Below are 22,192 nucleotides of genomic sequence, written 5' to 3'. Positions count from 1 at the left end.
TTAATGTTGCCTGACTATGCAAAGCTTTGACTACATCATCGTGGGCGCCGGATCGGCCGGCTGTACGCTTGCGAACCGCCTAACCGAAGACCCTGAAGCCAGGGTACTTATTATCGAGGCTGGCAACTGGGACCGCGACCCTCTGATACATATCCCGTTGGGTTGGGGCAAAATTTTCCAAAAGCGGCTGCACGACTGGATGTACTTTTCGGAGCCCGAACCCCATGTTGATGGCCGGCGGGTTGAATGTGCCAGGGGTAAAGTCGTTGGCGGATCTTCTTCGACCAACGCCATGGCTTGGGTTCGTGGCAACCCGCAAGACTTTAACCGCTGGGCAAGTCAGTACAGCCTGCCCGACTGGTCTTACGATAACGTACTACCTTACTTCAAAAAACAAGAAGACTTTCCCCAAGGCAACAACACCGAGCGGGGTAGTGGCGGCCCTATCGGCGTGCAACGCTGCACTTACGAAGACCCCTTAACCGCCGCGTATGCCGAAGCAGCAAAGGCCGCAGGCCACGGCTGGACCGACGACTACAACACAGCTCACCAAGTCGGTTTCAGCCGTCTGCAAATGAGCATTAAGAACGGCAAACGCTGCAGTGCAGCCGTCGCCTATTTGCGCCCAGCCCTAATGCGCCGAAACCTTAGCATCAAGGTTAATGCGCTTGTCACAAGAGTCATTATCCAGAATGGACGCGCCACAGGCATCGAACTCGTTGAAAACGGCCAGCGCAAAATCATTCATGCCGATCGCGAGGTTCTGCTAAGCGGCGGCGTGATTAATACGCCCCAATTACTCATGCTATCGGGCATAGGCGACGCAAATCATTTACATCGACATGGCATCGAATGCCAAATGGATTTAAAAGGCGTTGGTCAAAACCTGCAAGACCATGTGTCAACCATTGTGATGTACAAACGAAAGTCGCCTAGCCCTTTCCTAAAAATGATGCGGCTGGACAAAATTGGCCCCGCAATGATCAATGCCTACCTGTTTGGCAAAGGCTTCGCCTCCGACGTCCCGGGTGGATTGGTCGCTTTCCTGAAAAGCCAAGCCAGCATGCAAACGCCTGATATTCAAATGTTGTTGACTGCAGCGCCGCTGGCAGCCTGGCCCTATTTAAAACCGTTCAAGCAGCCGTTTGAAGATGGCTTCGCATGTCGAACTGTGCTTCTGCATCCGGAAAGCCGCGGAAAAATCGAACTTGCCAGCGCAGACCCCACGCAAGCACCCAAAATTTTTCAAAATTTTTTGTCCAGCGAAAAAGACTGGGAGTCCATCCGGGCATCGATTCGTCACATACGCGAAATCGCCAAACAACCCAGCCTTGCTCCGTATATCGACAAAGAAATCGCCCCCGGGCCGGCCTGCGAATCCGAAGAAGCGCTTGACGCATTTATAAGGAAAACAGCCATCACAGTGCATCACCCGGCAAGCACGTGTCGAATGGGCGCCAGCGACGACGCCATGGCCGTCGTTGACAGCCAACTGCGCGTTCATGGTGTCGACCGTCTACGCGTCGTCGATGCCTCTGTCATGCCCGATCTTACGTCGGGCAACATCAACGCCCCGGTCATCATGATCGCCGAGCGTGCCGCCGATTTCATCCGTGGGCACGCGCAGTCTCCTCTCTGATTTCCATCAACAGCACTACCAAAAATTATGCTCGGTTCTTATAAGCATCGCGTTCTAAGCACCTTCCCGCTATCGTCGGCTGCGCTTCAGCGTCTCTCGTTCTTTTTCGACGTGCAAGTTTCATGCATGCCCACAGGACAGAGCGAGCACGCACTGCAATTAATGCGGAATGTCGCCGGCGTCATTACCAGTGAAGACAACATCAAGTTTGAAAGAGATATCATTGCCCAACTGCCGCATCTGCGCGCCATCTGCCTAACCAACGAAACTCCAAAATTCGTAGACTTAAGCGCCCTGACCGAGGCCGGTATTCGTGCTACCGGCTTTCCATCCAAGCCACAAAACCCCCTTGAAGAAATCATGTGGCGCGTGTTGACCACCGAAGCTCAAAACCTGGCAAAAAGCGACAATGAAACTGTTTTAGGGAAGAAACCATTACGACGCTTTTCAGGGTCGTTATTCACGTCAAGCCTTTACGCTGTACGCATCGGGTTCCTAGGCGCATCACCCCTATCAAAAGGCTTGCTTGCGCGCGCACAGAGCGCCCAGGCCGAAGGCATACTGATCGATCTCGACATGTGCGACAGCCACCCAAAAGCGCCTCTTGACTGGCTGCTTATACCCGCCGACTGGCAAGACGCCAATCAATCAGCAATAGAGAAACTACTTATGCGTGTGGCTGGCCCGGAGACCAGAATCATTGACTTTTCGGGAGCAGAAGCCATCAAAGCTGTCGGCAAACATCGGCCTGAACTGGCAGAGCGTATTACCCATCAGTTCATTCCACCCTACCAACCGGTTGAATCGGCCGACCCTTCAAGCACACTTGCCGAACAGCTCATTGCCGCGCTTGGCTTTGGTCGCAAGAGCTGGCACCCGGACAACTTACTAAACCCCGACGTCTGCTGCGAATCGTGCTGCTAAGCCCTCCCTGTCCTCAGGCCACTTCACGCTCGGCAGGGGTTGAAGCCGGGTACGATGCGGGGCTAATCCGGCTCATGATCTGTGCTTGAACATACAGCAAATGACCGCGCATCGCCGCTTCAGCGCGGTCGGGGTCTCGAGCAGCAATGGCTTCGGCAATCGCAGCATGTTCCTCATCCCGCTTTTTTATGCGCTCGGCGCTTTGCGCCGTCGGACGCGAAACATGCAGCCGTGCATCACTGCCCACCTGCCTTAGCAAATTATAAAAATCAGCAATCAGCGTGCTGCCAGAGGCCGCAGCCACCAATTTATGAAAGGCCTGATCTGTCTGGCCACGATCGGCATCTGGCGGAGTATGACAAGCTTTTTGAAGACGGGAAATGTCTTGAGGGGTTGCCCTAAGTGCTGCCAACCGCGCAAAACCAGGTTCCAGCAATAGTCGCAACTCAATCACCTCCAGAGGATTCGTATCACGAATCAACGCTTCACGGCCTCGCACAGATGGCGACGACTTGCGCGCAGCGGGAATCTCAAGTTCACCTTTGGTTCTAAGAACAGTTAATGCCCGGCGCAACTGATAGCGCGTCACACCCAACTCGTCAGCCAACACCCGCTCGGCAGGCAATGCTTGCTGTGTAGCCAGACGAGCACGCAATAGCTCGATCAGGTTAGATGCCTGGCTACCGGCAATGTTTGGGTTTTGGTTTGTGCGCATAAACACCTTCAAATTGGTTCATTGCAAATACGGCGTTATGTCATCATAAACCAAAACCAACCAAAACAACCAATTGACCTGGTCGACCAAACCAAATTAAAACCCCATTGCTTCGCAGCGCTGGGCTGCAAACGTACCGAAGCGAAAATCGAACGCAAAGTCTTTGCCGTCGACTGTTTTAAGCATGCCTGACACATTGGCCGGCGGCGTTGTCGGCTGATTTAAACCCGAGAGCAGACCTGTCGGCGCCTTTACCTGGGCGCGTTCGCCCAAGCCACTGGCCCGCGCGCAAAACGCGCGTACCGGGCCAATGCTGTCTTGCACCTGCAGCGCATCAACCTGAACTGATACCGCCCCTGGTACCGACGACAAGGCTTTTAAAACCGCCTGTTGCTCGGCAGCAGTGGCAGGGCGTTTAGCGGCGTCGGTAATGGTTTCGACGGTGCCTGCAGGAGTGTTGTCATCATCGGTAATTGGCCCCACACACGCCGACAACGCCAACACAAGCGGCACTAACCAAACACTGGCCCACGACTTTCTGGCCCCGTACTCCGCCAGGGCTCCCCGCGTCATGATGCGAGATTTCATGGTTTACTCCTTGTTCCTGCTTACCTGCTTACAACACACCGATAAGCTCACGGCGCCCGCCCGGTATAAACCAACGGCGCCACTACCCCCACCTTTTCTTCGGGCACCAGCAAAATATCACTGACCCGGCCAAAGCCTGCGCATACCGCCAATGGACAAGGCACGCGCTGCTTGCGGCCAAACACCCGTAACCACGACCGGCGCAGCCAGCCCAGCGACTGCGTGCGCCAGTATTCCCAACTCGTGTTCCAAATTAACGGGTAAGCCACATAACCTGGCAGCAGCTCGCCGCCTTGCAGCGCCCCTACCACCCAGTCTTTATCCATTTCCCATTCCATTAAGACCACAGGCCGTTGTACCGCAATGGTATTGCGCATCCCCTCAAGAACAAACTGCTCGTGCCCTTCCACATCAACCTTGATGAAATCGACGTCGCCAACCCCCTGTTCAGCCAGCGCCTCGTCGCCCACCCGCAATTCGATCAGGTCTTCTACAAAATGCGGGCTGGTCAAGTTGGCCAAGGTAAGGCTAGATTCGCCCAAATTACCCGACGTTTCAACATACAAGGTTTGCCGTAAGTTAGCGTTAGACAAGCCAAAATTAAGCGCACTAACGTGCGTCAAATGGTTGACCTGTACATTTTGGCGCAACATACCAAAAGCCTTTTGACCCGGCTCGAACGACAGCACCCGCTGCGCGTACCGGCTAAACACCAAAGTATGGTTACCAATATTGGCGCCCACATCCAGCACCGTACGCGGCTGCAGGCGGGCAAACAACTGCTCGACAAACGCCAAGGTTTCGTGGTCGTACACCCCATTACGCAGCACCTTGCGGCCAATAAAGTCTTGGGGGTCGATAAGAATGCGCTGCCCGTAGCGGTTACGAGCCCATTGCGTTTGTGTGATTTCGGGTTGTGTCATGTTGAGTTGTTGGACTGGGCCGCCACCGCTGTAACTACCAGCACAAGCAACCAATAAAAGGGGCAAGCCATTATAGCCAGCGCCCCCCGGGCCAACCTGCCCCGTTATAATTATCGATATACTTTGTAACACCGCCTTGGGCACAATTGCCGGGGCGCCAACTCCGGTTTACCCATGCCCATGCCCCACAACACGCCAAACAACGCGTTGCTGCAGTTTGCCTACGCTAAAACCCGCCGCGAGCACCGTAAACAAAAATGGGCCAACAGCCTGTACAAACGGCTAACCAAGCGTGCCCTGCCACTGTTTTTGCGCCCTACCGACCAGATATCGACCCCCGCCATACTCGACGGCGTTTACGAGCCCGAAACCAAGCAACTGCTAGACCACCTGGCCCACATTGGCCACAACCATTTTTTACTGGATATTGGCGCCAACATTGGGCTGTCGTCGTGCCAATCGGGGCAGCATTACAACGAAGTACACCTGTTTGAACCCAACCCCAACTGCCTGCATATTCTGCACGTCAACGCCCGCATCGCGCTGCGCGACCGCCCCTACCATATTCATGAATATGCCCTGGGCACCCAAAAAGAAACCCTGCAACTGTACGTACCTGCCCACAACTGGGGCGGGGCTTTTATTAAGTCGGCCGACAACGAATATGACGATGCCCTGCTGGCGGGCAAAGACCGCTACAGTACGTTTGACCCCAAAAATTACGACATTTTTGACGTACAGGTTGAACCCGCCACCGAAAAACTGGGCCAGCTGTTTAACGACCTGCACGCCCGCGGCGCACGCCAGGGCACCATTAAAATTGACGTAGAAGGCTACGAAAAACAAGTACTAACGGCCATTGCCACGGCCCTGCCGCCCAGCCTTAGCGCCTACATTGTGTTTGAAAACTGGAAAGACGGCCTTGACCTAAGCGACGTACTGGCACAAACAACCGCCCGGACCCAGCTTTACCTGCTAAACGAACACAAACCCGGTTTTTTTAGCGGCCTGCGCAGCCGTACCACCCTGCTGCCTGTTGACACTGCCAACGCGGCTGGCAACTACATTTTGCACCTGCAACACGCGTAAACACCATGGCCAGCATCATAGTTTTTATTCGAAGCATGCACGCTTTGGGTGACCAATTGGTGGGCTACCCCTTGCTGTACCAGTTGCACCAGCAATACCCCAACCATCAGGTAACCGTGGTCGCGCACGACCCGGTGGGCAACTATTACACCCAACTGCCGTGGGTACATCAGTTTGTTCACGCCACCACGGCCGCACAAAAGTACCGCAGCATTGCCAAAGACACCGAAATCATCATTGCACTGCACCACAGCAGCGAACTTTACAGCCTGCTGGGCGCCATCAAACGCATACCTGTGCGGCTAGGCTTTAAAAACAAACGCGCCACCGACTTCTTATGGACGCACCGCCTGCCCAAAGACATTGACCAGTACATTGGCCTGGCCAACCTGCAACTGCTTGGCACGCTACGCCCGTTTGACCCTAGCCAGGCCGCACGCCATAGCATGGCCTGGCTGGCCAGCCAAAAAGCCGCGCCCGTCGAACACACCGATGTGGTCTTTATGGTGGGCGGCGGCGCCGGCACCTTCAAGCGATGGGGTATTGCCAACTACACCGCACTAGCCCTACGCCTGCGTCACCACCTGGGGCCAAACACCACCTTTACCTGTATTTTGGGCCCCGCGGAGACCGACGAGCTGGCCCAACTGCAACAACTTAACCTTCCAAACTTCCGCCTGCTGGTTAGCCGCCCCCTGGCCGACATTGCCGACCTGTGCCTGAATGCCAAGCTCATTGTAGCCAACGACTGCGGGCCGTCGCATATTGCGCAAAATACAGGCACCCCCTACGTAGGCCTGTTTAACGAGCCCAACCCCGAATGGTTTTGGCAGCGCCCGAACACCCGCGCCGTAACGCCACCACAGGGCACAATCGACATACAATCGGTGTCTGTCGAACGCGTCGAAGCTGCCTGTATGGCCGTGCTGGAGCGCTCCCCAACCCTTGTTGCCGCAGCCGCCTGAAAGCCACACGCCCATGCACACCACCCTCTGGCAAAACCTAGAACGCGCCGTTCAGCAAACGCAGCTGTCAAAAGACACTTTGCGCTTAATTCCAGCCGCAGGAATAACACTGGACGTCAGTTCACAGCGCTGGTCGGAAGACATTGCCGTTGCCGCGCAGGCCCTGTTAGACCACCACCAATTTGCTGAACGACGCAACGCTTTGCTAAACGGCGGCATCGCCAACCCTACCGAGGGCCGCGCTGCGTGGCACACGGCCCTGCGAGCCGCCGCCCCCGTTCGCGAAGTGGCCGAAGAACGACGGCGCGTTACCGACTTTGTGCGCCTGGCCGACGCCGAAAGACGCTGGCGCAATGTCATACACATAGGCATTGGTGGCAGCGACTGGGGCGTACGCCTGGCCGTAGGCGCTTTTGGTTACGCCGGCACATGGCGCAACGTACGCTTTGCCGCCAATATCGACGGCCATGCCATGGCCGGCGCCATGGCCGGCCTAGACCCGCACGACACCCTGGTTGTGGTGGCATCCAAGTCATTTACCACCAGCGAAACCCTGCAGAACGCCCAGCGCGCGGTCGAATGGCTAAAAGGCGCCGGCATTGCCGACCCCTACCAACATATTGTGGCCATTACCGCCAAACCCGACGTGGCCAAGGCCTGGGGTGCACACCCCAGCCGCATCTTTAAACTGTGGGACTGGGTCGGCGGGCGGTTTTCGTTGTGGTCGTCGGTAGGGCTAACCATTGCACTGGCCGTAGGCACAGAAGCCGTGGCCGGCCTGCATGCTGGCGCCGCCGCCATGGACCACCATTTTGCCCACGCCCCATTTGCCAGCAACGCCCCCGTGCAAATGGCGCTGGCCGGCGTTATTAACCGCAGCATTCTAGGGTACGGGTCGTTAAACATCGCCCCCTACGACTTCAGACTGGGCTACTTGGTACCCTATTTGCAGCAACTAGAAATGGAGTCGTTAGGTAAGTCGGTAGACCTTAACGGCAACCCCGTGGCCATGGCCACGGGCCCCGCCGTATGGGGCATGCCCGGCACCGACGCCCAACACACGTTTTTTCAGTGGCTGCACCAAGGCAGCGATGGCGCCCCGGCCGACTTTATTGTGTGCCAAAACGCCGACCACGTCTGGCCCGAGCACCACACCCGCCTGCTGGCCAACTGCCTGGCCCAACGCGAGGCCCTATTAAACGGCAAAACCCTAGAGCAAGCCTACGAAGAGGGCTTGGCCCGTGGCCTAACTGCAGAACACGCCCAGGCCCTGGCCAAACACTGCACCCACCCGGGCGGGCGACCGTCTAACCTAATTGTGCTGCCGCAACTTTCACCCTATACCCTGGGCGCATTGCTGGCCCTATACGAGCACAAAGTATTCACCCAGGCGGTGTTTTGGAACATTAACCCGTTCGATCAATGGGGGGTGGAGTATGGCAAGCTGTTGGCCAGCAACATTACAGACTCAATTTTGCACAAGGCCCAAACTGGCGGCACCCACGACGTCTCTACGCGCCATTGGGTGAATACGCTCAACCCGCGCACTCGCCCCCTATAATCCGCCGTGAACTTTCGTTTTTTGGCCGCTTTAGCGGCGCAAAAACACATTTGCTACCGAGGCAATCCCTTACCGAACACTGTCTCACAAGTTAAAGCATTATCAAATCGTCACACATGAAATCGTTGCGCTCTACGCTTGTTTTACTATTCGACCTGCTCTGCGTTGTCGCAGCTTGGCTGGGCGCCTTTCTATTACGCTTCAATTTTGAGTGGCCGTACGGTTACGAAAAATCACTCGGGATTGGTCTTATACCATTATTAATCACCCAAGCCATTGCCTGCCGATGGGCGGGCCTGTATCGCGGCATGTGGATTTTTGCCAGTATTCCGGATCTTCGCCGGGTGCTTAAAGCGGTCGCTAGCTCAGCCGTAGTGCTGTTAATTGTTGCCTCTCTGGCCCCACAACACGTGACAGTACCTCGGTCTATTGTGCTTTTGTACCCCATACTGCTGTTACTACTTATGGGGGGTGGGCGCATTGCCTGGCGCATGTACAAAGAACACCGCCTATATAACCCCAGACGCGGCCAAGGCAAACCCGTAGTGGTTATAGGCGCAGGCACGGCAGGCGCTATGCTAGTACGCGAATTAGAGCGTAGCCCCGACTGGCAAGTTGTTGCGATTGTCGATGACGACCCCGGCAAATGGGGCCTGGAAGTGGCGGGATGCCGGGTTGAAGGCGGCACCAATACGCTTGAACAAACCCTTATTCGCCACGAGGCACAACACGCCATACTGGCGTCAACGTCAGCCAACCGCAACGTTTTACAGCAGGTCACACAGGCCGTCAGCCATGCCAAGGCACAGCTATTTACGGTACCCGGCTTGAACGAGCTAATGAGTGGGCGGGTTGCAATCAATGCCATGCGACCAGTAAAAATTGAAGATCTTCTGGGCCGTGCCGCCGTCAACATCGATGCAGGCAACGTCGCCGAAATACTTAAAGGCAAACGCCTGCTAGTTACCGGTGCAGGTGGATCAATCGGCAGTGAGCTGTGTCGCCAATTGGCACGTTTTGATCCCGCTCTAATTCTGCTTTTAGATGCCAGCGAATTTGCGCTTTACAGTATTGAACAATGGTTTCGTACTAATAGCCCAGGCACCACCATTGTGCCCCTGGCCGGCGACGTCAAAGACAACCACCGCTTGCAAATTATTTTTGACGAATGGCGACCCCAAGTCGTCTTCCATGCAGCCGCATACAAACACGTACCCCTAATGGAAGACCACAATGCCTGGCAGGCCTTACGCACCAATACGCTAGGCACCTGGCTAGTAGGCCAACATGCCCTACGCCTGAAAGCCGAACGTTTCGTTTTGATTTCAACCGACAAAGCGGTCAACCCCACCAACGTAATGGGGGCCACAAAACGTATGGCCGAAATGGCCTGTGAAGTATTGCAACGCAAAGGTAATGGCACCACCTGTTTTCAAATGGTGCGCTTTGGCAACGTGCTGGGCAGCACCGGCAGCGTCATACCCAAATTTCAAGAACAAATTGCCAACGGTGGTCCCGTTACAGTCACACACCCCGAAATCACCCGCTACTTCATGTCTATCCCAGAAGCTGCGCAACTGGTGCTGCAAGCCTCCTCTATGGGGAAAGGCGGGGAAATTTTCGTGCTGGATATGGGTGAGCCAATCAAAATTATCGACCTCGCCAAAAATATGATCCGGCTATCTGGATTTAATGAGGAAGACATAGCCATACAGTTCACTGGCTTGCGTCCCGGTGAAAAGCTGTACGAAGAATTGTTAGCGAACAACGAACATACCGTGCCTACCCACCATGACAAGTTGCGCATTGCGCAAGCGCGCAGTGTTGCTCAGCAATTCGACACATTTCTTACAACCCTTATTCATTCGCACTTTAGCAAACACTTTACTGATCAAGAGGTTCGCGATCTGTTGCATCAATGGATACCTGAGTACCAACCACCTGCTGAATCAAAGCAGTCTGGCAACATAAGCACTACTTGCTTGTAAAAACAAGGCATAACGAATGCAGTGGTACCTGATCCACACTAAACCGCGCCAAGAGGATTGCGCCTTACAGAACCTTGAGCGACAGGGATACACATGCTACTTACCGCTAATTACGACTGAGCGATTGAAAAGTGGACGCCTTATTATTTGCCAAGAGCCCTTATTCCACAGGTACCTATTCATCCAACTCGGCAACAGCCATAACGCCCAAAGTTGGACTCCTATCAGATCCACTCGAGGAGTCAGTCGTTTAGTAATGTTTGGCAGCGATCCCCAAAAAATAGATAGCCCCCTTATTGAGAAACTACGCCAACAAGAAGCGTCTGCTCACTGCAATCCTGAACGTTTTCTTTCGACCGGTGAAAGAGTACTTATTACCGGCGGTGCCTTTTCGGGTATTGAAGGAATTTACCAGATGAACGATGGAGAACAACGCGCCATGGTACTAATAGAGTTGATAAGCAAACCCGTAACTTTGAAAATCAGCCCTAAGTTACTACGAAGCGCCAATTAACCCGCAAAAGCTAACGATTGCGTTAAATCGGTTATTGCGACACTCGCTTTAAAATTTTGCCATTTAACCTATAACGCTGCCCGCTATGGGGGCACAGATACTCACCGGCCCCATCTACGGGCAACGGAATTTGTTCACCATACTCACTCATCCATCCCAACTGGCGGGCAGGTACCCCCACCATCAACGCATAGTCGGGAACGTCTTTGTTAACTACAGCTCCGGCACCAATAAAGGCGAAAGCGCCAACAGTTACCCCACAAACAATGGTGCAGTTTGCACCCAAAGTGGCGCCACGCTTAACTAGCGTATTGCGGTATTCGTTCTTACGCTCAATCAGGGCACGTGGGTTGTACACGTTAGTAAAAACCATACTTGGGCCGCAAAAAACCCCCTCTTCCAACGTGACGTTGTCATAAACGCTGACGTTATTCTGGATTTTGCATTTATCGCCTATTGCGACCCTATTGCCCACAAACACATTCTGGCCCAACGAAACGCCTTTACCAATTTTGGCACCGCCGCACACATGCACAAAATGCCAGATGCGGCTGCCTTCGCCGACCTGGGCACCGTCGTCGACAATGGCCGACGGATGAACGCTGTAATTCATTAAAACTCCGAGGAAGAATTGCCGCTTGAACGTATGGCGGGCTTAGAAACGGAAGACGGTGAAGCCAGCCGCTACCGCAGCATGCCGGTCGTACAGAGCTTTAACGTCGGCCAACACCGGTTGAGGCGACCGACACAAGGCGCGTAATTGGGGTAACGTTAAAGACCTGAACTCGTTGTGGCCAACAGCAACCACCAAAGCATCTACTGGGTTAGCGTCGTTAATAACCCCTAGTTCAAGACCATACTCGTGCTGCACCTCGTCCGCATTCGCCCATGGGTCTGTAATAACGACGTTTACATTCCAGTTTTTTAGCTCTTTGACCAAATCAACGACTTTGCTATTGCGGATATCAGGGCAATTTTCTTTGAAGGTTATGCCCATAATACCGACCGTACTACGCGCTACGTCAATACCATTCTTGAGCATAAGGCGAATGACGTTGCGAGCAGCATAACGCGCCATATTATCGTTAATGCGGCGCCCCGCCAGAATAACCTGCGGGTGGTACCCCACTTCTTCGGCTTTGTGGGTCAAATAATAGGGGTCGACACCAATGCAATGGCCGCCCACCATCCCAGGGCGAAATGGCAAAAAATTCCATTTGGTGCCAGCGGCTTCAAGAACTTCGGTGGTATCAATGCCCAATCGATCAAAAATCACTGACAATTCGTTCACAAACGCGATATTCAAATCGCGCTGGCTGTTCTCAATGACTTTGGCGGCCTCAGCTACTTTCAAGCTACTGGCTTTCCAGGTGCCTGCCTTAATAATGCTGCCATACAAAGCATCAACAGCTTCCGCCACTTCGGACGTGCTACCACTCGTAATCTTGCGTATGGTAGTTAAAGTATTGACCTTGTCACCTGGGTTGATACGCTCTGGGCTGTAGCCACAGAAAAAATCAACGTTAAACTTCAGGCCCGACACACGCTCCAGAATAGGAACGCATACCTCTTCGGTACAACCCGGAAATACAGTAGATTCGTATATAACAACTGCACCAGGCTTAAGCGCTTTACCGACGGTTTCGCTAGCTTTAACAATCGGGGTCAGGTCTGGGCGGTTGGCGGTATCAATAGGCGTGGGTACCGTCACAATAAAAACGCCACACGATTCCAAGTCAGCCCGCTGACTGCTAAAGACAAGGTGCGGGGCCGCCTTCAGGTCTGCGGAAGTGACCTCAAGTGTGCTGTCAATTCCTGACCGAAGCTCGGCAATACGCGCTTCGTTAATATCAAAGCCCAGCACCGCACGTTGCTTACCAAACTCGACCGCCAGCGGCAAGCCAACATAGCCTAAGCCAATAATGGCGATTTTTTGATCCCCAAGATCCATTGTTGTTCTCCGAATAGGCCGCGCAGGCCTAGGAATTTATTTTTTTAGGAAGGGATGGTAGTCGCCAACCAGCGGCGCAATTGCCGCGTTGCGAATTTCAGCTACGGTTGCAATTGCCGTGCGATTTTCTTCTAGACCAAACCCACGACCGGCCAAAATCTCTTCGTAACTACGGGTGTGCAAATCGGTAAACCCGCCCGAAAACTCAATCTCGTCGCCATCGACAGTTATTGAACGGAACGTACGCTGGCCTGCATTGCGCTGCGCCTCTGGGACATCCTCAAAATCAACCGACAAGAACCAACGTACCCGGGCCTTTTCGTATTCAAGAAACCCAGCAGCTTTTGTATCGGACGAGTGATGAACGACATTACCCTGCAACTCACCGAAAATAAAATGCAACATATCGAAAAAGTGAACGCCAATGTTAGTAGCAATACCACCCGACTTCTTCAGGTCACCCTTCCAGGACTGCAAGTACCAATGCCCACGGGATGTGATGTACGTCAGATCAACATCGTGTTTACCGTTTTTTGCGCCTTGTTTTACGCGTTCACGCAACGCAACAATAGATGGGTGAACACGCAACTGCAAAATGGTGTTGACCTTATGGCCAGTGTCCTTTTCTATATCTAACAGGCCGTCGATGTTCCATGGGTTCAACACCAACGGCTTTTCACAGATAGCATCGGCGCCCGACCGCAATGCGAACCTCATATGAGAATCGTGCAAGTAATTGGGGGAGCAGATCGACACATAATTGATTTTGCGGTTGTCATCTGCGCGCCGCAATTTATCAACGTGACGGTCAAAACGCTCAAACTCGGTAAAGAATTCAGCATTTGGAAAATGGCTGTCAATAATGCCAACCGAGTCGTTAATATCTAGCGCGGCAACCAAGTCGTTGCCGGTAGCCTTAATGGCTTGCATATGCCGTGGCGCAATGTACCCTGCGGCACCGATGAGGGCGAAATTTTTCATGCAACTCAATAGTGAAAAAAGAAACTGCAATTAAGAGAACAACGCAACAAGCCATACCGCAAACACGGAACCCATCGCATGTAACATTTTAAGACGTAAAATTTGATCGTCGCGCTTGGATTTTAGAACAAACAATCTACTCCCATCTGTCCTTCAAACGCCACAACCCAAATCAAGCCGTAGCGGCTGACACAACCGATCTAATTGCCTCGCAAGTCTTGAAGATTTCGTCTGGCGTTAATGTAGGATGCACGAGGAACATTAGGCTGGTCTCACCTAGACTCTTGGCTATCGGCAACCTGGGTTCAGGGCGCCAATCAGAGCCCTCAAAGGCCTTTTCCAAGTAAACCTCAGAGCAAGAACCTTGATAGCACGGGACTCCACGACGATTAATTTCCTCAATGATACGATCCCGACTCCAGCCCAACGCCAATCTCTCCGGACGCAAGTAGACATAGCACTTATAAAAAGCATGCGTACTGCTTTCGGGTATAGCGGGGACATACAGCGCTTCGAGCTGAGAACAGGTTTCAAGTATCGTCGTTGCATTAAAGGCCCGTTGTTCATGCCATGCACGCATACGATTCAACTGAATCCGGCCTATCGCGGCTTGCATCTCCAGCATGCGCCAATTTGTGCCAAAGCTTTCATGCACCCACCGGAATCCTGGTGGGTGTTGCCTTTCATATACGGCCGCGTAGCTTTTGCCGTGATCTTTATACGCCCACATCGCACGCCACAAGGTCTCGTCATTAGTTGTCACCATGCCGCCCTCGCCACCCGTGGTCATGATCTTGTCCTGACAAAAACTCCAGGCACCAATATGGCCAATGCTACCGACTCTACGCCCTTTATACTGGGCACCATGAGCCTGCGCGCAGTCCTCAATGACACGAAAGCCATGTGCATCAGCCATGGTCATGATCGGGTCCATGTCGCATGGCCACCCAGCAAGATGCACGCAAATAACGCCACGAGTGCGAGGGCTAAGTACCTTTTCGATCGTACGCGCCGAGAGGTTGCCACTGTCAGCCTCGACGTCTGCAAATACCGGCGTCGCGCCTGCATTGACCACGCTTGAAACGCTAGCAATAAATGTACGGGGCGTAACAATAACCTCGTCCCCGGGCCCGATGCCAAGAGCCTTAATCGCAACGTCCAGCGCAAGCGTACCGTTGCTCAGCGCTACCGCATAGCGACTCCCGCACCAATCGGCAAACTCCCGCTCGAACTCACGGCACTCATTGCCGGTCCAATAATTAACCTTGTTCGAAAGCAGGACACTCTGGACGGCCTCGGCCTCTTCAAGAGTGAAACTCGGCCAAGGTGAAAATGGCGTATTCAGCATCGCTTTCTATTCCGATTCTAATTAGTAGGGACAACGACAGATCGCGCGGGGTTACCAACCACCGTCAGCCCAGCGGCAACATTCCTGACCACCACGGCACCAGCGCCTACCAAGGCCTTTTCACCAATGACAATCCCTTGCTTTACAACTGCCCCCACACCCACCCAACTACGATTGCCAACCCGTACGTTCCCGGAAAGATGCGCGCCTGGGCAGATATGCACCGCATCGCCAAGGCGACAGTCATGGTCAACCGTAGCGCCAGTGTTAATAATCGCAGCCTGACCGATGGCGACGTCGACGTTCAAAACCGTACCGGCCATGACCACCGTGCCAGCGCCTAGCGTCGCATAAGGGCTGATTATGGCTGCGGGATGAACAATTGTTGCCATAACCGCACCAGCAGATTGCAGCACACTATGTCTTTCCCAGCGCATTTCACAATCGCCAATGGAAACCAAAACACCATCAAATTGCGACAAACGCGATAGCAAAACAGTAGAGTCGCCCACTATCCCCCAATGTCCATTACGTATTAGCTGGGGCCAAGCGTCGTCGAAGAAAGAAATCTTATCCCAGCCTACTAGCCCAGCCATATCGGCGACAACTTTGCCATGACCACCAGCGCCAAGCAGTGCCAATCGTTTCACGACTTCCCCCCCGTGAACCTGGGCATTGTCGCTTCACCAGGCGCACTGATACCGTCGCGCGCTAGAACCTTGCGCACCGTAAGCCATAAAATTCGCAAATCAAGCCAAAAACTACGATGATCAACATACCAAACATCAAGCCTGAATCGATCTTCCCAGCTCAACGTATTACGACCGTTTACTTGCGCCCAACCGGTGATACCAGGGCGCACCTCGTGACGGCGGGCCTGCTCAGCGGTATATAGCGGCAAGTATTCCATCAACAAAGGCCGAGGCCCTACGAAACTCATCTCGCCCCGCAGAACATTCCATAATTCAGGTAGCTCATCAAGACTCGTCGCGCGAAGAAAGCGCCCCAACGATGTAAGTCGTTGCGCGTCCGGCAAAAGCTCACCATTTTCACCACGTTTGTCCGTCATCGTACGGAACTTCACCATCGTGAACGCATTCCCGTGCATACCGGGGCGTACCTGCCGAAAAAGCACCGGACTACCAAGTTTGAAACGAATTAAGACCCACAGCAGCAACAATGGCACCGCCAGAACAGGCAACAAAAGCAAAGACATGATTAGATCGAAGAGCCTCTTCACCCCGACACCTTTAGATCGTTCTGATCGAACAAGATAGGCAGATAGTTCTGTGCCAACGTCTGATAGCGACGATGGGTAAGGATCCACTCCCGACCGCGACCGCCGATGGTCTTACGCTGCAGATCCGTCATATCGGCATAGCGTTGTACCTCAGCAGCCAACGCATCCACATCGCCTGCTGGCACGTAACTGCCACAGCCAGCCTCATTAATCATAGAAGGATAACCTGTGTAAGACGCAACTACAGGCTTACCTGCCAACATATAGTCAATGACCTTATTCAAGGACTGGCCATACTTCCAGACCGTCGAAACGTGAACCGAAAAGTACAACAAATCACATAATGACAGGACGGACTGAACCATCTGCTTGGGCACTCGGGGCGCAAAGGTAAGATTATCCAAGTGAGCATACTTGCGCTGATAGTGTTCGCGTAAGTCGCCTTCGCCAACAACAAGGAAATGTACGCGGGAATCCTCACGCATTAACTCGGCACAATCAAGCAGCGTGTCCAGTGCGTTCGTGATACCGATGGTGCCCGCATGCGCTACGATAAACTTATCCCGTGGAATATATTTTTCGACATAGTCAGCTGGCAGAGGCTCGCTGGCCGCCAGAGCTGTTTCATCGACGCCCATTGGAATACAGTGTGTCGTGCGCGGTTTCCCCAACACACCAGCGACATGCTCGCCAAGATTCGGCATCGTACCCACTACAGCATCAGCATAGCGGTAGCCCAGCTTCTCGATAAACCCAAGGGCTAAGACTAATGGGCTCCGGGTGCTAAAGCCCCCCTCTTCCGTGATTGTTAGCGGCCATATATCGCGAATCTCCATTATCAAACGACATCGATACCGCCGACGCAATAGAAAACCGTTCAAAATAGTCAGTAGAGACAAGCTAGAAACTATAACGACGTCGGGCTTGGGTAACCTACTTTTAGGTAATCGCCAAAGCCGCCACTCGAAATCCAGCCAACTAATGATGCGACGCAGTGATTTTGCCACTGTGTATTTCGCCGTTCGCACCCAGCACAGCTGGATGCCGTCTGCCTCTTGAAGCAGGTAGGGTGAATCAAGTGAAGGCACCTCAGCCAGCCGGTTCGAATCAGAAGTGATGATCACGCTTCGGTAACCCATGCGGGCGAACTCCCGCATGATGAGATAACCTCGTCCACCCGCGCTAACCTTGGCTGGCGGGGCCACATACTTAGACACGTACCAAATACAGGGTTTCAAAGACACGTTAATACATCCGAGGCATTGAATTCACCACCGAAATCACCTCGGTGAAATCCATTCCTAGCGCGTCGAGGTACCACTTTATATTGGGGTACCGAGGCCTATTTTCGTCTAGCACCAAGTCTAGCGCTTCTTCGCGAGTCAAATCACCCTCTCGAATTTGATTGCTACGGAACGTATCATGCTCGGTAAAACCTGCCACCGTATAGTAGATATAGTTGTAAAAAGCAGCTGTGCCGTCTCCGATACGCCAAGTGGTATTGGTATCGGGTGCCTTCTCCCACTCATACTCAGCCAAGGTGCTGTCAATCTGTCTCTCGTCCCAACGCCAATAATCGAAAATATGATAGTAGTCGGTTTTTTCTGAAAAACTACGATAGTATTCACCCGACAAAGTGTCCCATAAAGAACTGTTGAAATATCCGGGGCTTTGCATCATCGCCTTAAGACGTAGGTACTGGTAGCGCAACTGCTTCATAGCGCCATGCGAGTAAACACGTTTCTCTTCAAAGTCTGGCGGCACGCCCAGAAAGCCCGCTTTAAAATGGGTCACTTCAAGCGGATTCACCCCCCACAAATTAAGGCTAATGCCGGTCTGCTTTTTAACTGTTTCGATATGGCGAAAGAAGTGCTTGTCGCCTGCCGTCAAGATGCTGATCATCCCAAGGTGGGGAGACTTGAGCCAGGCCGCGAGATTCTTGGCAATGTTCCTGCGCTTCTTATCAATGTCATCTGCAACGATGATATTTTCGACGCCAAGCTCTGCGCACATGCGGCTAATATTACGCCGCCCAAGATCTGTCACCATACCCCAATCATAGGTATAAGTAACCGGGCGCATCTTTAATTCGTTGACAATAAGATGCAGGCCATAGCAACTGTCACGCCCCCCAGAGAACGGAACAATACATTCGTCTCCTTTCAAGCGTCGATACGGCTCAACCAGTGCGAACAGTTCTTCTTTGGGTCGCGGCTTATTACGCAAACGGTAATGGTGGCAGTAGTTACAAACACCTGCGGCGTCAAAACTGATGTAAGGCATCGTCTCGGTCAGCAGGCACTTGGTGCATCGACGCAAATTATGCTTACGATGGACAAGCAGCTTCTCTTCCCTTCCCGAGAGGGACAGCCCAGGGATTAAATTAGTCTTGCGTTCGCGACGATCGCTGACCGCAATATCGTCGAAAGATATAGGGATGTCGACAAAAACGGCATCTCGCACCTGATCAATGTTCTCACAGCCGATGACGCTCAATGGGTAACGTTCGGAAGAAAAATATGTTGCCTGCCCCTTGTTCCCGATATAGAGGCTGCCATTATTAGAGAAAAGACAGAGTTTGCCCAGACGAGGGATCGACAACGCGCAGGCAACAACTCCCCGACACAGTTCGAGCACCTTTTCGGGCAATGTTTCCAAACTTTGTCCTGAGTCGAGGTGAGCTGAAGCAATGGCGGCGATTGCCTCGGTGTCGATCTGTAGCTCGCGCTGCTTACCAAGCTTAGGCCAAATGGCTTCATCGTTCACAACGATACCATTGTGCAAAACACAAACACCGTCTCGCACAACAGGCTGGTTATCACTCAAACCATTTGTAATCAGCCTACTGTGCCCCAGTACCACATGACATAGGTACGGCCGAACCTCGCCAACAAGCCTCGTGCTTGGATAATCGGCTCTAAATACATGATAGTTCCCGCCCGAGAGGGTCAACAAGCCACTGGAGTCGCGTCCGCGTTGCTGAGCATGGGTTACCAATACGCCAAGGTCATCTTGACCAACCGGTGCCGACGAAACAACACCAAAAATCCCACACATATATATAGTTACCTAACTAACGCTTTAATTGCGTAGATGAGAAGCCCAACACTCCCCATCATGTTCATGAACAGAATTATCGCCGTCTAGCCACAACAGTAGCAGCAGAAGCGCAATCCCATGGGTCAGCACTGCCGTCGGCAAGTCGCTGCTTGTAAATAATGCCGCAAATGGATAAAAACACACCGCTGCGGTAAAGCCCGGCGACTTAGCACCAAACACATTGACCAAACTTACCAAACCAGCAACTACAATCGGGTAAACAACTACGCCTAGCCAACCCAACTGCATGTATCCGGTCGCAAGAAAGCCATTGTTAGCTGCCGTATCTACCCCCCCGATACCCGAGTGATCCCCTATAACATACGGATAAGGTTTGTCGAAGGGATACTCAAACACATGTTTTAAAAAGCTATTAGAAAATAGTAGCGAGGGTTGTGTCGAGAAAAAATCGTAATACAAAAAGTCGAGCCGAGCAGGGATAAAGAACAAACGGCGAGTAAAAATGCTTTGATACAGGTAGGTATCAAGCATGGATACGGAGGCAAACATCGCCAACATCAAAAGAGCCAGGCCAGCGGGAACCACCGCAAAGCGACTTGAAATTAACGGCCATAACAACAATAACAATGTTGCGGTGATAGCCCCAAGCAGCATGGCTTTATGCGCAAAAAGGCCAAACAACATTATGCATGCCACACCCGCAAATAACGCCCGGCCCCACTTACGACTAGCAACCCCGTCGACCAGCAAATATATTGCACATACTTTGACCATCCAACTGACCAAGTACCCCCATACCCCGACCTCAACCTGGGAAGAAACAAAGGCTCGTCGATTATAGATAAGCTCTGGCTCTAGGCCGAATGCAATCTGATCCAGAACCCCAACCTGAAGTATACGGAACAGACACAGCACCAGAATTGCGATGATGAGTGCGGAGGCGTACCGCCCCCCCGACTTGGGCCTCCACACTTTTACCTTCCAACGGTTCGTGCCTGCCAAAACAAAGCAAAACAGCACATACTGAAACCCCAGCGCCCAAAACCAAACGCTTGCCCCCCCCGCCCAGCAGTAATAACTGGTGATTGGAATCATGCAAAGCACACACAGCATCAGAGTCAGAAAGTCTGATGGCCTTTTAAACTGCCTGGGCGTGATCACAACAATACAAACCAGTAAGGCCCATGACTCGACCACACGCCCCCAATTCAGGCTGTATGGAAAGCCATCCCCCCAGAGATCTACGCTGACAAAAGCAACGTAAGAAACATCTAACGAAAGGCGAAAAAAAACAACCCCAAGAAACCAAGCCAAAAGGGAACCCAACCTTTCAAAAGCACCCGTTCTGACTCTCATCGTTCAATCTCGTCCGCACGCAAAGCACTGGCATCCGAACCCACATCCTCAGGCGACAGTTTTTTTAACCCGTTCCACATCAACCTTAGCAGGTAAATATGGCTCAAAGATAATACGATGGCCAACACCACCATGGCTTGGTATAGGCTTAGCGCCAACACTGTAGCCAATGCAAAGGTCGCCAGAATACCCGACAGCCGAATTACATCCCACCATAATTGCCGGCTGTGATGCCCCATAAAGCTCAACGTTAACGATACCGGCGTCACAACAAACTCCAACACAAACACAAAGCTGAGTATCTGCATCAAAACCCCAGCATCTACCCACTCCTTGCCAAAGACGAAACCCACCACAATAGGCGCAGCAACGACAAGTACTATTATAAAAAGCCCGCCCCCAAGAAACATGTACCTAATAAGCCTGGAAAATGTAAGCAACATATTTTCGGGCGATCGCTGCATCAGGTTCGGCGCCTCTGCAGCAAATATTTGACCAATCGCTTGCCCCACTAGCGCCAAAGGTGCACCACAAACCCTTTGCGCAATGGCATAGAAGCCCGCAGCCTTCACACCGTAAAGCCCACCAATTAAAAGGATAGGCATATGTTGCCCCAACATATTCAGCAGGGCTGCAGGCGCCATAACAAACGGATAATTTCGATGTGCCCGCAGCAGAGCCGTACATTTTCTCCATGACAGTTGAGAAGCCACATCCATCGCCCGCTTCGCCGCTGTTGCGCCCCCCCCGATTAGCCCACCCAGCAATTGAGCCAAAGTGTGGCCGACCAAGAGCCCCCAGGACCCAAAAGCCAAATACCCTGCCCCTAATTGCACGGTAGCCAAAGCCCCGCCCTGCACCCACCGCGCTCTGGCCGCCCTTGAATAGTCTTTATTCCATAACAGCCAGTAGTTAACGGCCTGGAAGACAACAATTGAAAATGCGGCTACTGGCAACCAATATGCCATTTCGCCGCCCAAGGCTGGCCCCAACCCAAAGAGCGGCCCCAACCAGGCCACAAACGCCGATAGCACAATACTTGCAGGAAGAGCGACTAACCCTGTCAAGAGCAATAATGTAGTGGCAACATCCGCTGTCTTAGCCACCGGAATCGCCAATTCCAAACGACCACCGGCGACCCCAGCCATCGTGGCGCAAACGGCTACAAAAACACCATAGATACCAAAATCTTGAGGGGTATACAGCCGAGTTAGGGAACCTCTGAACAAGTCCAACGAACCTGTCAGAATATAAGTTATTGAAAACAGCCCGATCCGAGTGAACCCGATGAGCCAGTTGAGTTTTTCCGAAGCCGAGTACGTCGGCAAACGCAAGAAAACGCGCCGTGAG

At 52.9% G+C, this 22,192-nt stretch carries 20 protein-coding genes; 7 read left to right on the top strand and 13 right to left on the bottom strand.

The genetic code is table 11. The features are described from left to right. The first annotated feature begins 16 nt into the window (after positions 1 to 16). Together CHR62_RS00100 and CHR62_RS00095 are read left to right on the top strand one after the other, a co-directional pair. Positions 17 to 1,639 (top strand): GMC family oxidoreductase, encoded by a 1,623-nt coding sequence (locus CHR62_RS00100; RefSeq protein ID WP_123659591.1) that lies wholly within the window; start codon positions 17 to 19, stop codon positions 1,637 to 1,639. Positions 1,640 to 1,765: 126 nt separating this feature from the next. Beyond that, complete coding sequence (locus CHR62_RS00095; protein ID WP_123659590.1) at positions 1,766 to 2,563, top strand: hypothetical protein; 798 nt, start codon at positions 1,766 to 1,768, stop codon at positions 2,561 to 2,563. Between the two features lie 13 nt (positions 2,564 to 2,576). Here CHR62_RS00095 and CHR62_RS00090 read toward each other — a convergent pair whose 3' ends face one another. The 3 genes from CHR62_RS00090 to CHR62_RS00080 form a co-directional block, all read right to left on the bottom strand. Further along, on the bottom strand, positions 2,577 to 3,278 hold the full coding sequence (locus CHR62_RS00090; RefSeq protein WP_123659589.1) for a FadR/GntR family transcriptional regulator: 702 nt from the start codon (positions 3,276 to 3,278) through the stop codon (positions 2,577 to 2,579). A gap of 96 nt (positions 3,279 to 3,374) precedes the next feature. Continuing rightward, on the bottom strand, positions 3,375 to 3,866 hold the full coding sequence (locus tag CHR62_RS00085) for a hypothetical protein (RefSeq protein ID WP_123659588.1): 492 nt from the start codon (positions 3,864 to 3,866) through the stop codon (positions 3,375 to 3,377). A gap of 47 nt (positions 3,867 to 3,913) precedes the next feature. After that, a complete protein-coding gene (locus CHR62_RS00080; RefSeq protein WP_123659587.1) occupies positions 3,914 to 4,789 on the bottom strand; it encodes an FkbM family methyltransferase in 876 nt (291 codons plus the stop codon). A gap of 174 nt (positions 4,790 to 4,963) precedes the next feature. Here CHR62_RS00080 and CHR62_RS00075 point away from each other — a divergent pair, with 174 nt between their 5' ends. The 5 genes from CHR62_RS00075 to rfaH all read left to right on the top strand — a co-directional run bounded on the left by CHR62_RS00075 (position 4,964) and on the right by rfaH (position 10,906). After that, complete coding sequence (locus tag CHR62_RS00075) at positions 4,964 to 5,878, top strand: FkbM family methyltransferase (RefSeq protein ID WP_123659586.1); 915 nt, start codon at positions 4,964 to 4,966, stop codon at positions 5,876 to 5,878. A gap of 5 nt (positions 5,879 to 5,883) precedes the next feature. Beyond that, positions 5,884 to 6,843 (top strand): glycosyltransferase family 9 protein, encoded by a 960-nt coding sequence (locus CHR62_RS00070; protein ID WP_123659585.1) that lies wholly within the window; start codon positions 5,884 to 5,886, stop codon positions 6,841 to 6,843. Positions 6,844 to 6,856: 13 nt separating this feature from the next. Continuing rightward, entirely contained in the window at positions 6,857 to 8,404 is a 1,548-nt protein-coding gene (gene pgi, locus CHR62_RS00065) for a glucose-6-phosphate isomerase (protein WP_123659584.1), read from the top strand. 116 nt (positions 8,405 to 8,520) lie between these two features. Then, on the top strand, positions 8,521 to 10,392 hold the full coding sequence (locus CHR62_RS00060) for a nucleoside-diphosphate sugar epimerase/dehydratase (RefSeq protein ID WP_123659583.1): 1,872 nt from the start codon (positions 8,521 to 8,523) through the stop codon (positions 10,390 to 10,392). Between the two features lie 16 nt (positions 10,393 to 10,408). Beyond that, the gene (rfaH, locus tag CHR62_RS00055; protein ID WP_123659582.1) at positions 10,409 to 10,906 is read left to right on the top strand and encodes a transcription/translation regulatory transformer protein RfaH; all 498 of its coding nucleotides are present in this window, start codon (positions 10,409 to 10,411) and stop codon (positions 10,904 to 10,906) included. Positions 10,907 to 10,937: 31 nt separating this feature from the next. Here the strand turns inward: rfaH and CHR62_RS00050 are convergent, their stop codons facing one another. The 10 genes from CHR62_RS00050 to CHR62_RS00005 form a co-directional block, all read right to left on the bottom strand. Further along, positions 10,938 to 11,519, bottom strand: coding sequence for an acyltransferase (locus CHR62_RS00050; protein WP_123659581.1), 582 nt, complete (start codon positions 11,517 to 11,519; stop codon positions 10,938 to 10,940). Positions 11,520 to 11,561: 42 nt separating this feature from the next. Next, complete coding sequence (locus CHR62_RS00045) at positions 11,562 to 12,857, bottom strand: nucleotide sugar dehydrogenase (RefSeq protein WP_123659580.1); 1,296 nt, start codon at positions 12,855 to 12,857, stop codon at positions 11,562 to 11,564. A 36-nt stretch (positions 12,858 to 12,893) separates the two neighbouring features. After that, on the bottom strand, positions 12,894 to 13,838 hold the full coding sequence (locus CHR62_RS00040; RefSeq protein ID WP_123659579.1) for a Gfo/Idh/MocA family protein: 945 nt from the start codon (positions 13,836 to 13,838) through the stop codon (positions 12,894 to 12,896). 172 nt (positions 13,839 to 14,010) lie between these two features. Further along, positions 14,011 to 15,186 carry a DegT/DnrJ/EryC1/StrS aminotransferase family protein gene (locus CHR62_RS00035; RefSeq protein ID WP_123659578.1) on the bottom strand — a complete coding sequence of 392 codons (1,176 nt, stop codon included), beginning with the start codon at positions 15,184 to 15,186 and terminating at the stop codon, positions 14,011 to 14,013. A gap of 17 nt (positions 15,187 to 15,203) precedes the next feature. Then, positions 15,204 to 15,836, bottom strand: coding sequence for an acetyltransferase (locus CHR62_RS00030; RefSeq protein WP_123659577.1), 633 nt, complete (start codon positions 15,834 to 15,836; stop codon positions 15,204 to 15,206). Next, positions 15,833 to 16,426: a sugar transferase gene (locus tag CHR62_RS00025; protein WP_199722868.1), complete on the bottom strand. Its 594-nt coding sequence runs from the start codon at positions 16,424 to 16,426 to the stop codon at positions 15,833 to 15,835. Before CHR62_RS00025 ends, CHR62_RS00030 begins: the two co-directional genes overlap by 4 nt. Beyond that, entirely contained in the window at positions 16,423 to 17,583 is a 1,161-nt protein-coding gene (locus CHR62_RS00020) for a glycosyltransferase family 4 protein (RefSeq protein WP_123659575.1), read from the bottom strand. Before CHR62_RS00020 ends, CHR62_RS00025 begins: the two co-directional genes overlap by 4 nt. Before the next feature lie 88 nt (positions 17,584 to 17,671). Beyond that, positions 17,672 to 19,483, bottom strand: a complete 1,812-nt coding sequence (locus tag CHR62_RS00015; RefSeq protein ID WP_123659574.1) for a glucosamine 6-phosphate synthetase — start codon at positions 19,481 to 19,483, stop codon at positions 17,672 to 17,674. Between the two features lie 24 nt (positions 19,484 to 19,507). After that, entirely contained in the window at positions 19,508 to 20,842 is a 1,335-nt protein-coding gene (locus tag CHR62_RS00010; protein WP_123659573.1) for a hypothetical protein, read from the bottom strand. Continuing rightward, positions 20,839 to 22,071, bottom strand: a complete 1,233-nt coding sequence (locus CHR62_RS00005) for a lipopolysaccharide biosynthesis protein (RefSeq protein ID WP_158609075.1) — start codon at positions 22,069 to 22,071, stop codon at positions 20,839 to 20,841. The genes CHR62_RS00010 and CHR62_RS00005 overlap by 4 nt, the downstream gene beginning before the upstream one ends. Positions 22,072 to 22,192 lie beyond the last annotated feature (121 nt).

Source organism: Pusillimonas sp. NJUB218, assembly GCF_003788685.1.
Lineage (GTDB): Bacteria > Pseudomonadota > Gammaproteobacteria > Burkholderiales > Burkholderiaceae_B > Neopusillimonas.
This window is presented reverse-complemented; position numbering and strand designations above follow the sequence as displayed.

Bases quoted from the DNA above. Each gene is read 5' to 3' on its own strand.
- pgi (WP_123659584.1), top strand. From the start codon at position 6,857: ATGCACACCACCCTCTGGCAAAACCTAGAACGCGCCGTTCAGCAAACG.
- CHR62_RS00080 (WP_123659587.1), bottom strand. From the start codon at position 4,789: ATGACACAACCCGAAATCACACAAACGCAATGGGCTCGTAACCGCTAC.
- CHR62_RS00010 (WP_123659573.1), bottom strand. From the start codon at position 20,842: ATGAGAGTCAGAACGGGTGCTTTTGAAAGGTTGGGTTCCCTTTTGGCT.
- CHR62_RS00015 (WP_123659574.1), bottom strand. From the start codon at position 19,483: ATGTGTGGGATTTTTGGTGTTGTTTCGTCGGCACCGGTTGGTCAAGAT.
- CHR62_RS00095 (WP_123659590.1), top strand. From the start codon at position 1,766: ATGCCCACAGGACAGAGCGAGCACGCACTGCAATTAATGCGGAATGTC.
- CHR62_RS00070 (WP_123659585.1), top strand. From the start codon at position 5,884: ATGGCCAGCATCATAGTTTTTATTCGAAGCATGCACGCTTTGGGTGAC.
- rfaH (WP_123659582.1), top strand. From the start codon at position 10,409: ATGCAGTGGTACCTGATCCACACTAAACCGCGCCAAGAGGATTGCGCC.
- CHR62_RS00020 (WP_123659575.1), bottom strand. From the start codon at position 17,583: ATGCGGGAGTTCGCCCGCATGGGTTACCGAAGCGTGATCATCACTTCT.
- CHR62_RS00090 (WP_123659589.1), bottom strand. From the start codon at position 3,278: ATGCGCACAAACCAAAACCCAAACATTGCCGGTAGCCAGGCATCTAAC.
- CHR62_RS00075 (WP_123659586.1), top strand. From the start codon at position 4,964: ATGCCCATGCCCCACAACACGCCAAACAACGCGTTGCTGCAGTTTGCC.
- CHR62_RS00040 (WP_123659579.1), bottom strand. From the start codon at position 13,838: ATGAAAAATTTCGCCCTCATCGGTGCCGCAGGGTACATTGCGCCACGG.
- CHR62_RS00085 (WP_123659588.1), bottom strand. From the start codon at position 3,866: ATGAAATCTCGCATCATGACGCGGGGAGCCCTGGCGGAGTACGGGGCC.
- CHR62_RS00035 (WP_123659578.1), bottom strand. From the start codon at position 15,186: ATGCTGAATACGCCATTTTCACCTTGGCCGAGTTTCACTCTTGAAGAG.
- CHR62_RS00045 (WP_123659580.1), bottom strand. From the start codon at position 12,857: ATGGATCTTGGGGATCAAAAAATCGCCATTATTGGCTTAGGCTATGTT.
- CHR62_RS00050 (WP_123659581.1), bottom strand. From the start codon at position 11,519: ATGAATTACAGCGTTCATCCGTCGGCCATTGTCGACGACGGTGCCCAG.
- CHR62_RS00100 (WP_123659591.1), top strand. From the start codon at position 17: ATGCAAAGCTTTGACTACATCATCGTGGGCGCCGGATCGGCCGGCTGT.
- CHR62_RS00060 (WP_123659583.1), top strand. From the start codon at position 8,521: ATGAAATCGTTGCGCTCTACGCTTGTTTTACTATTCGACCTGCTCTGC.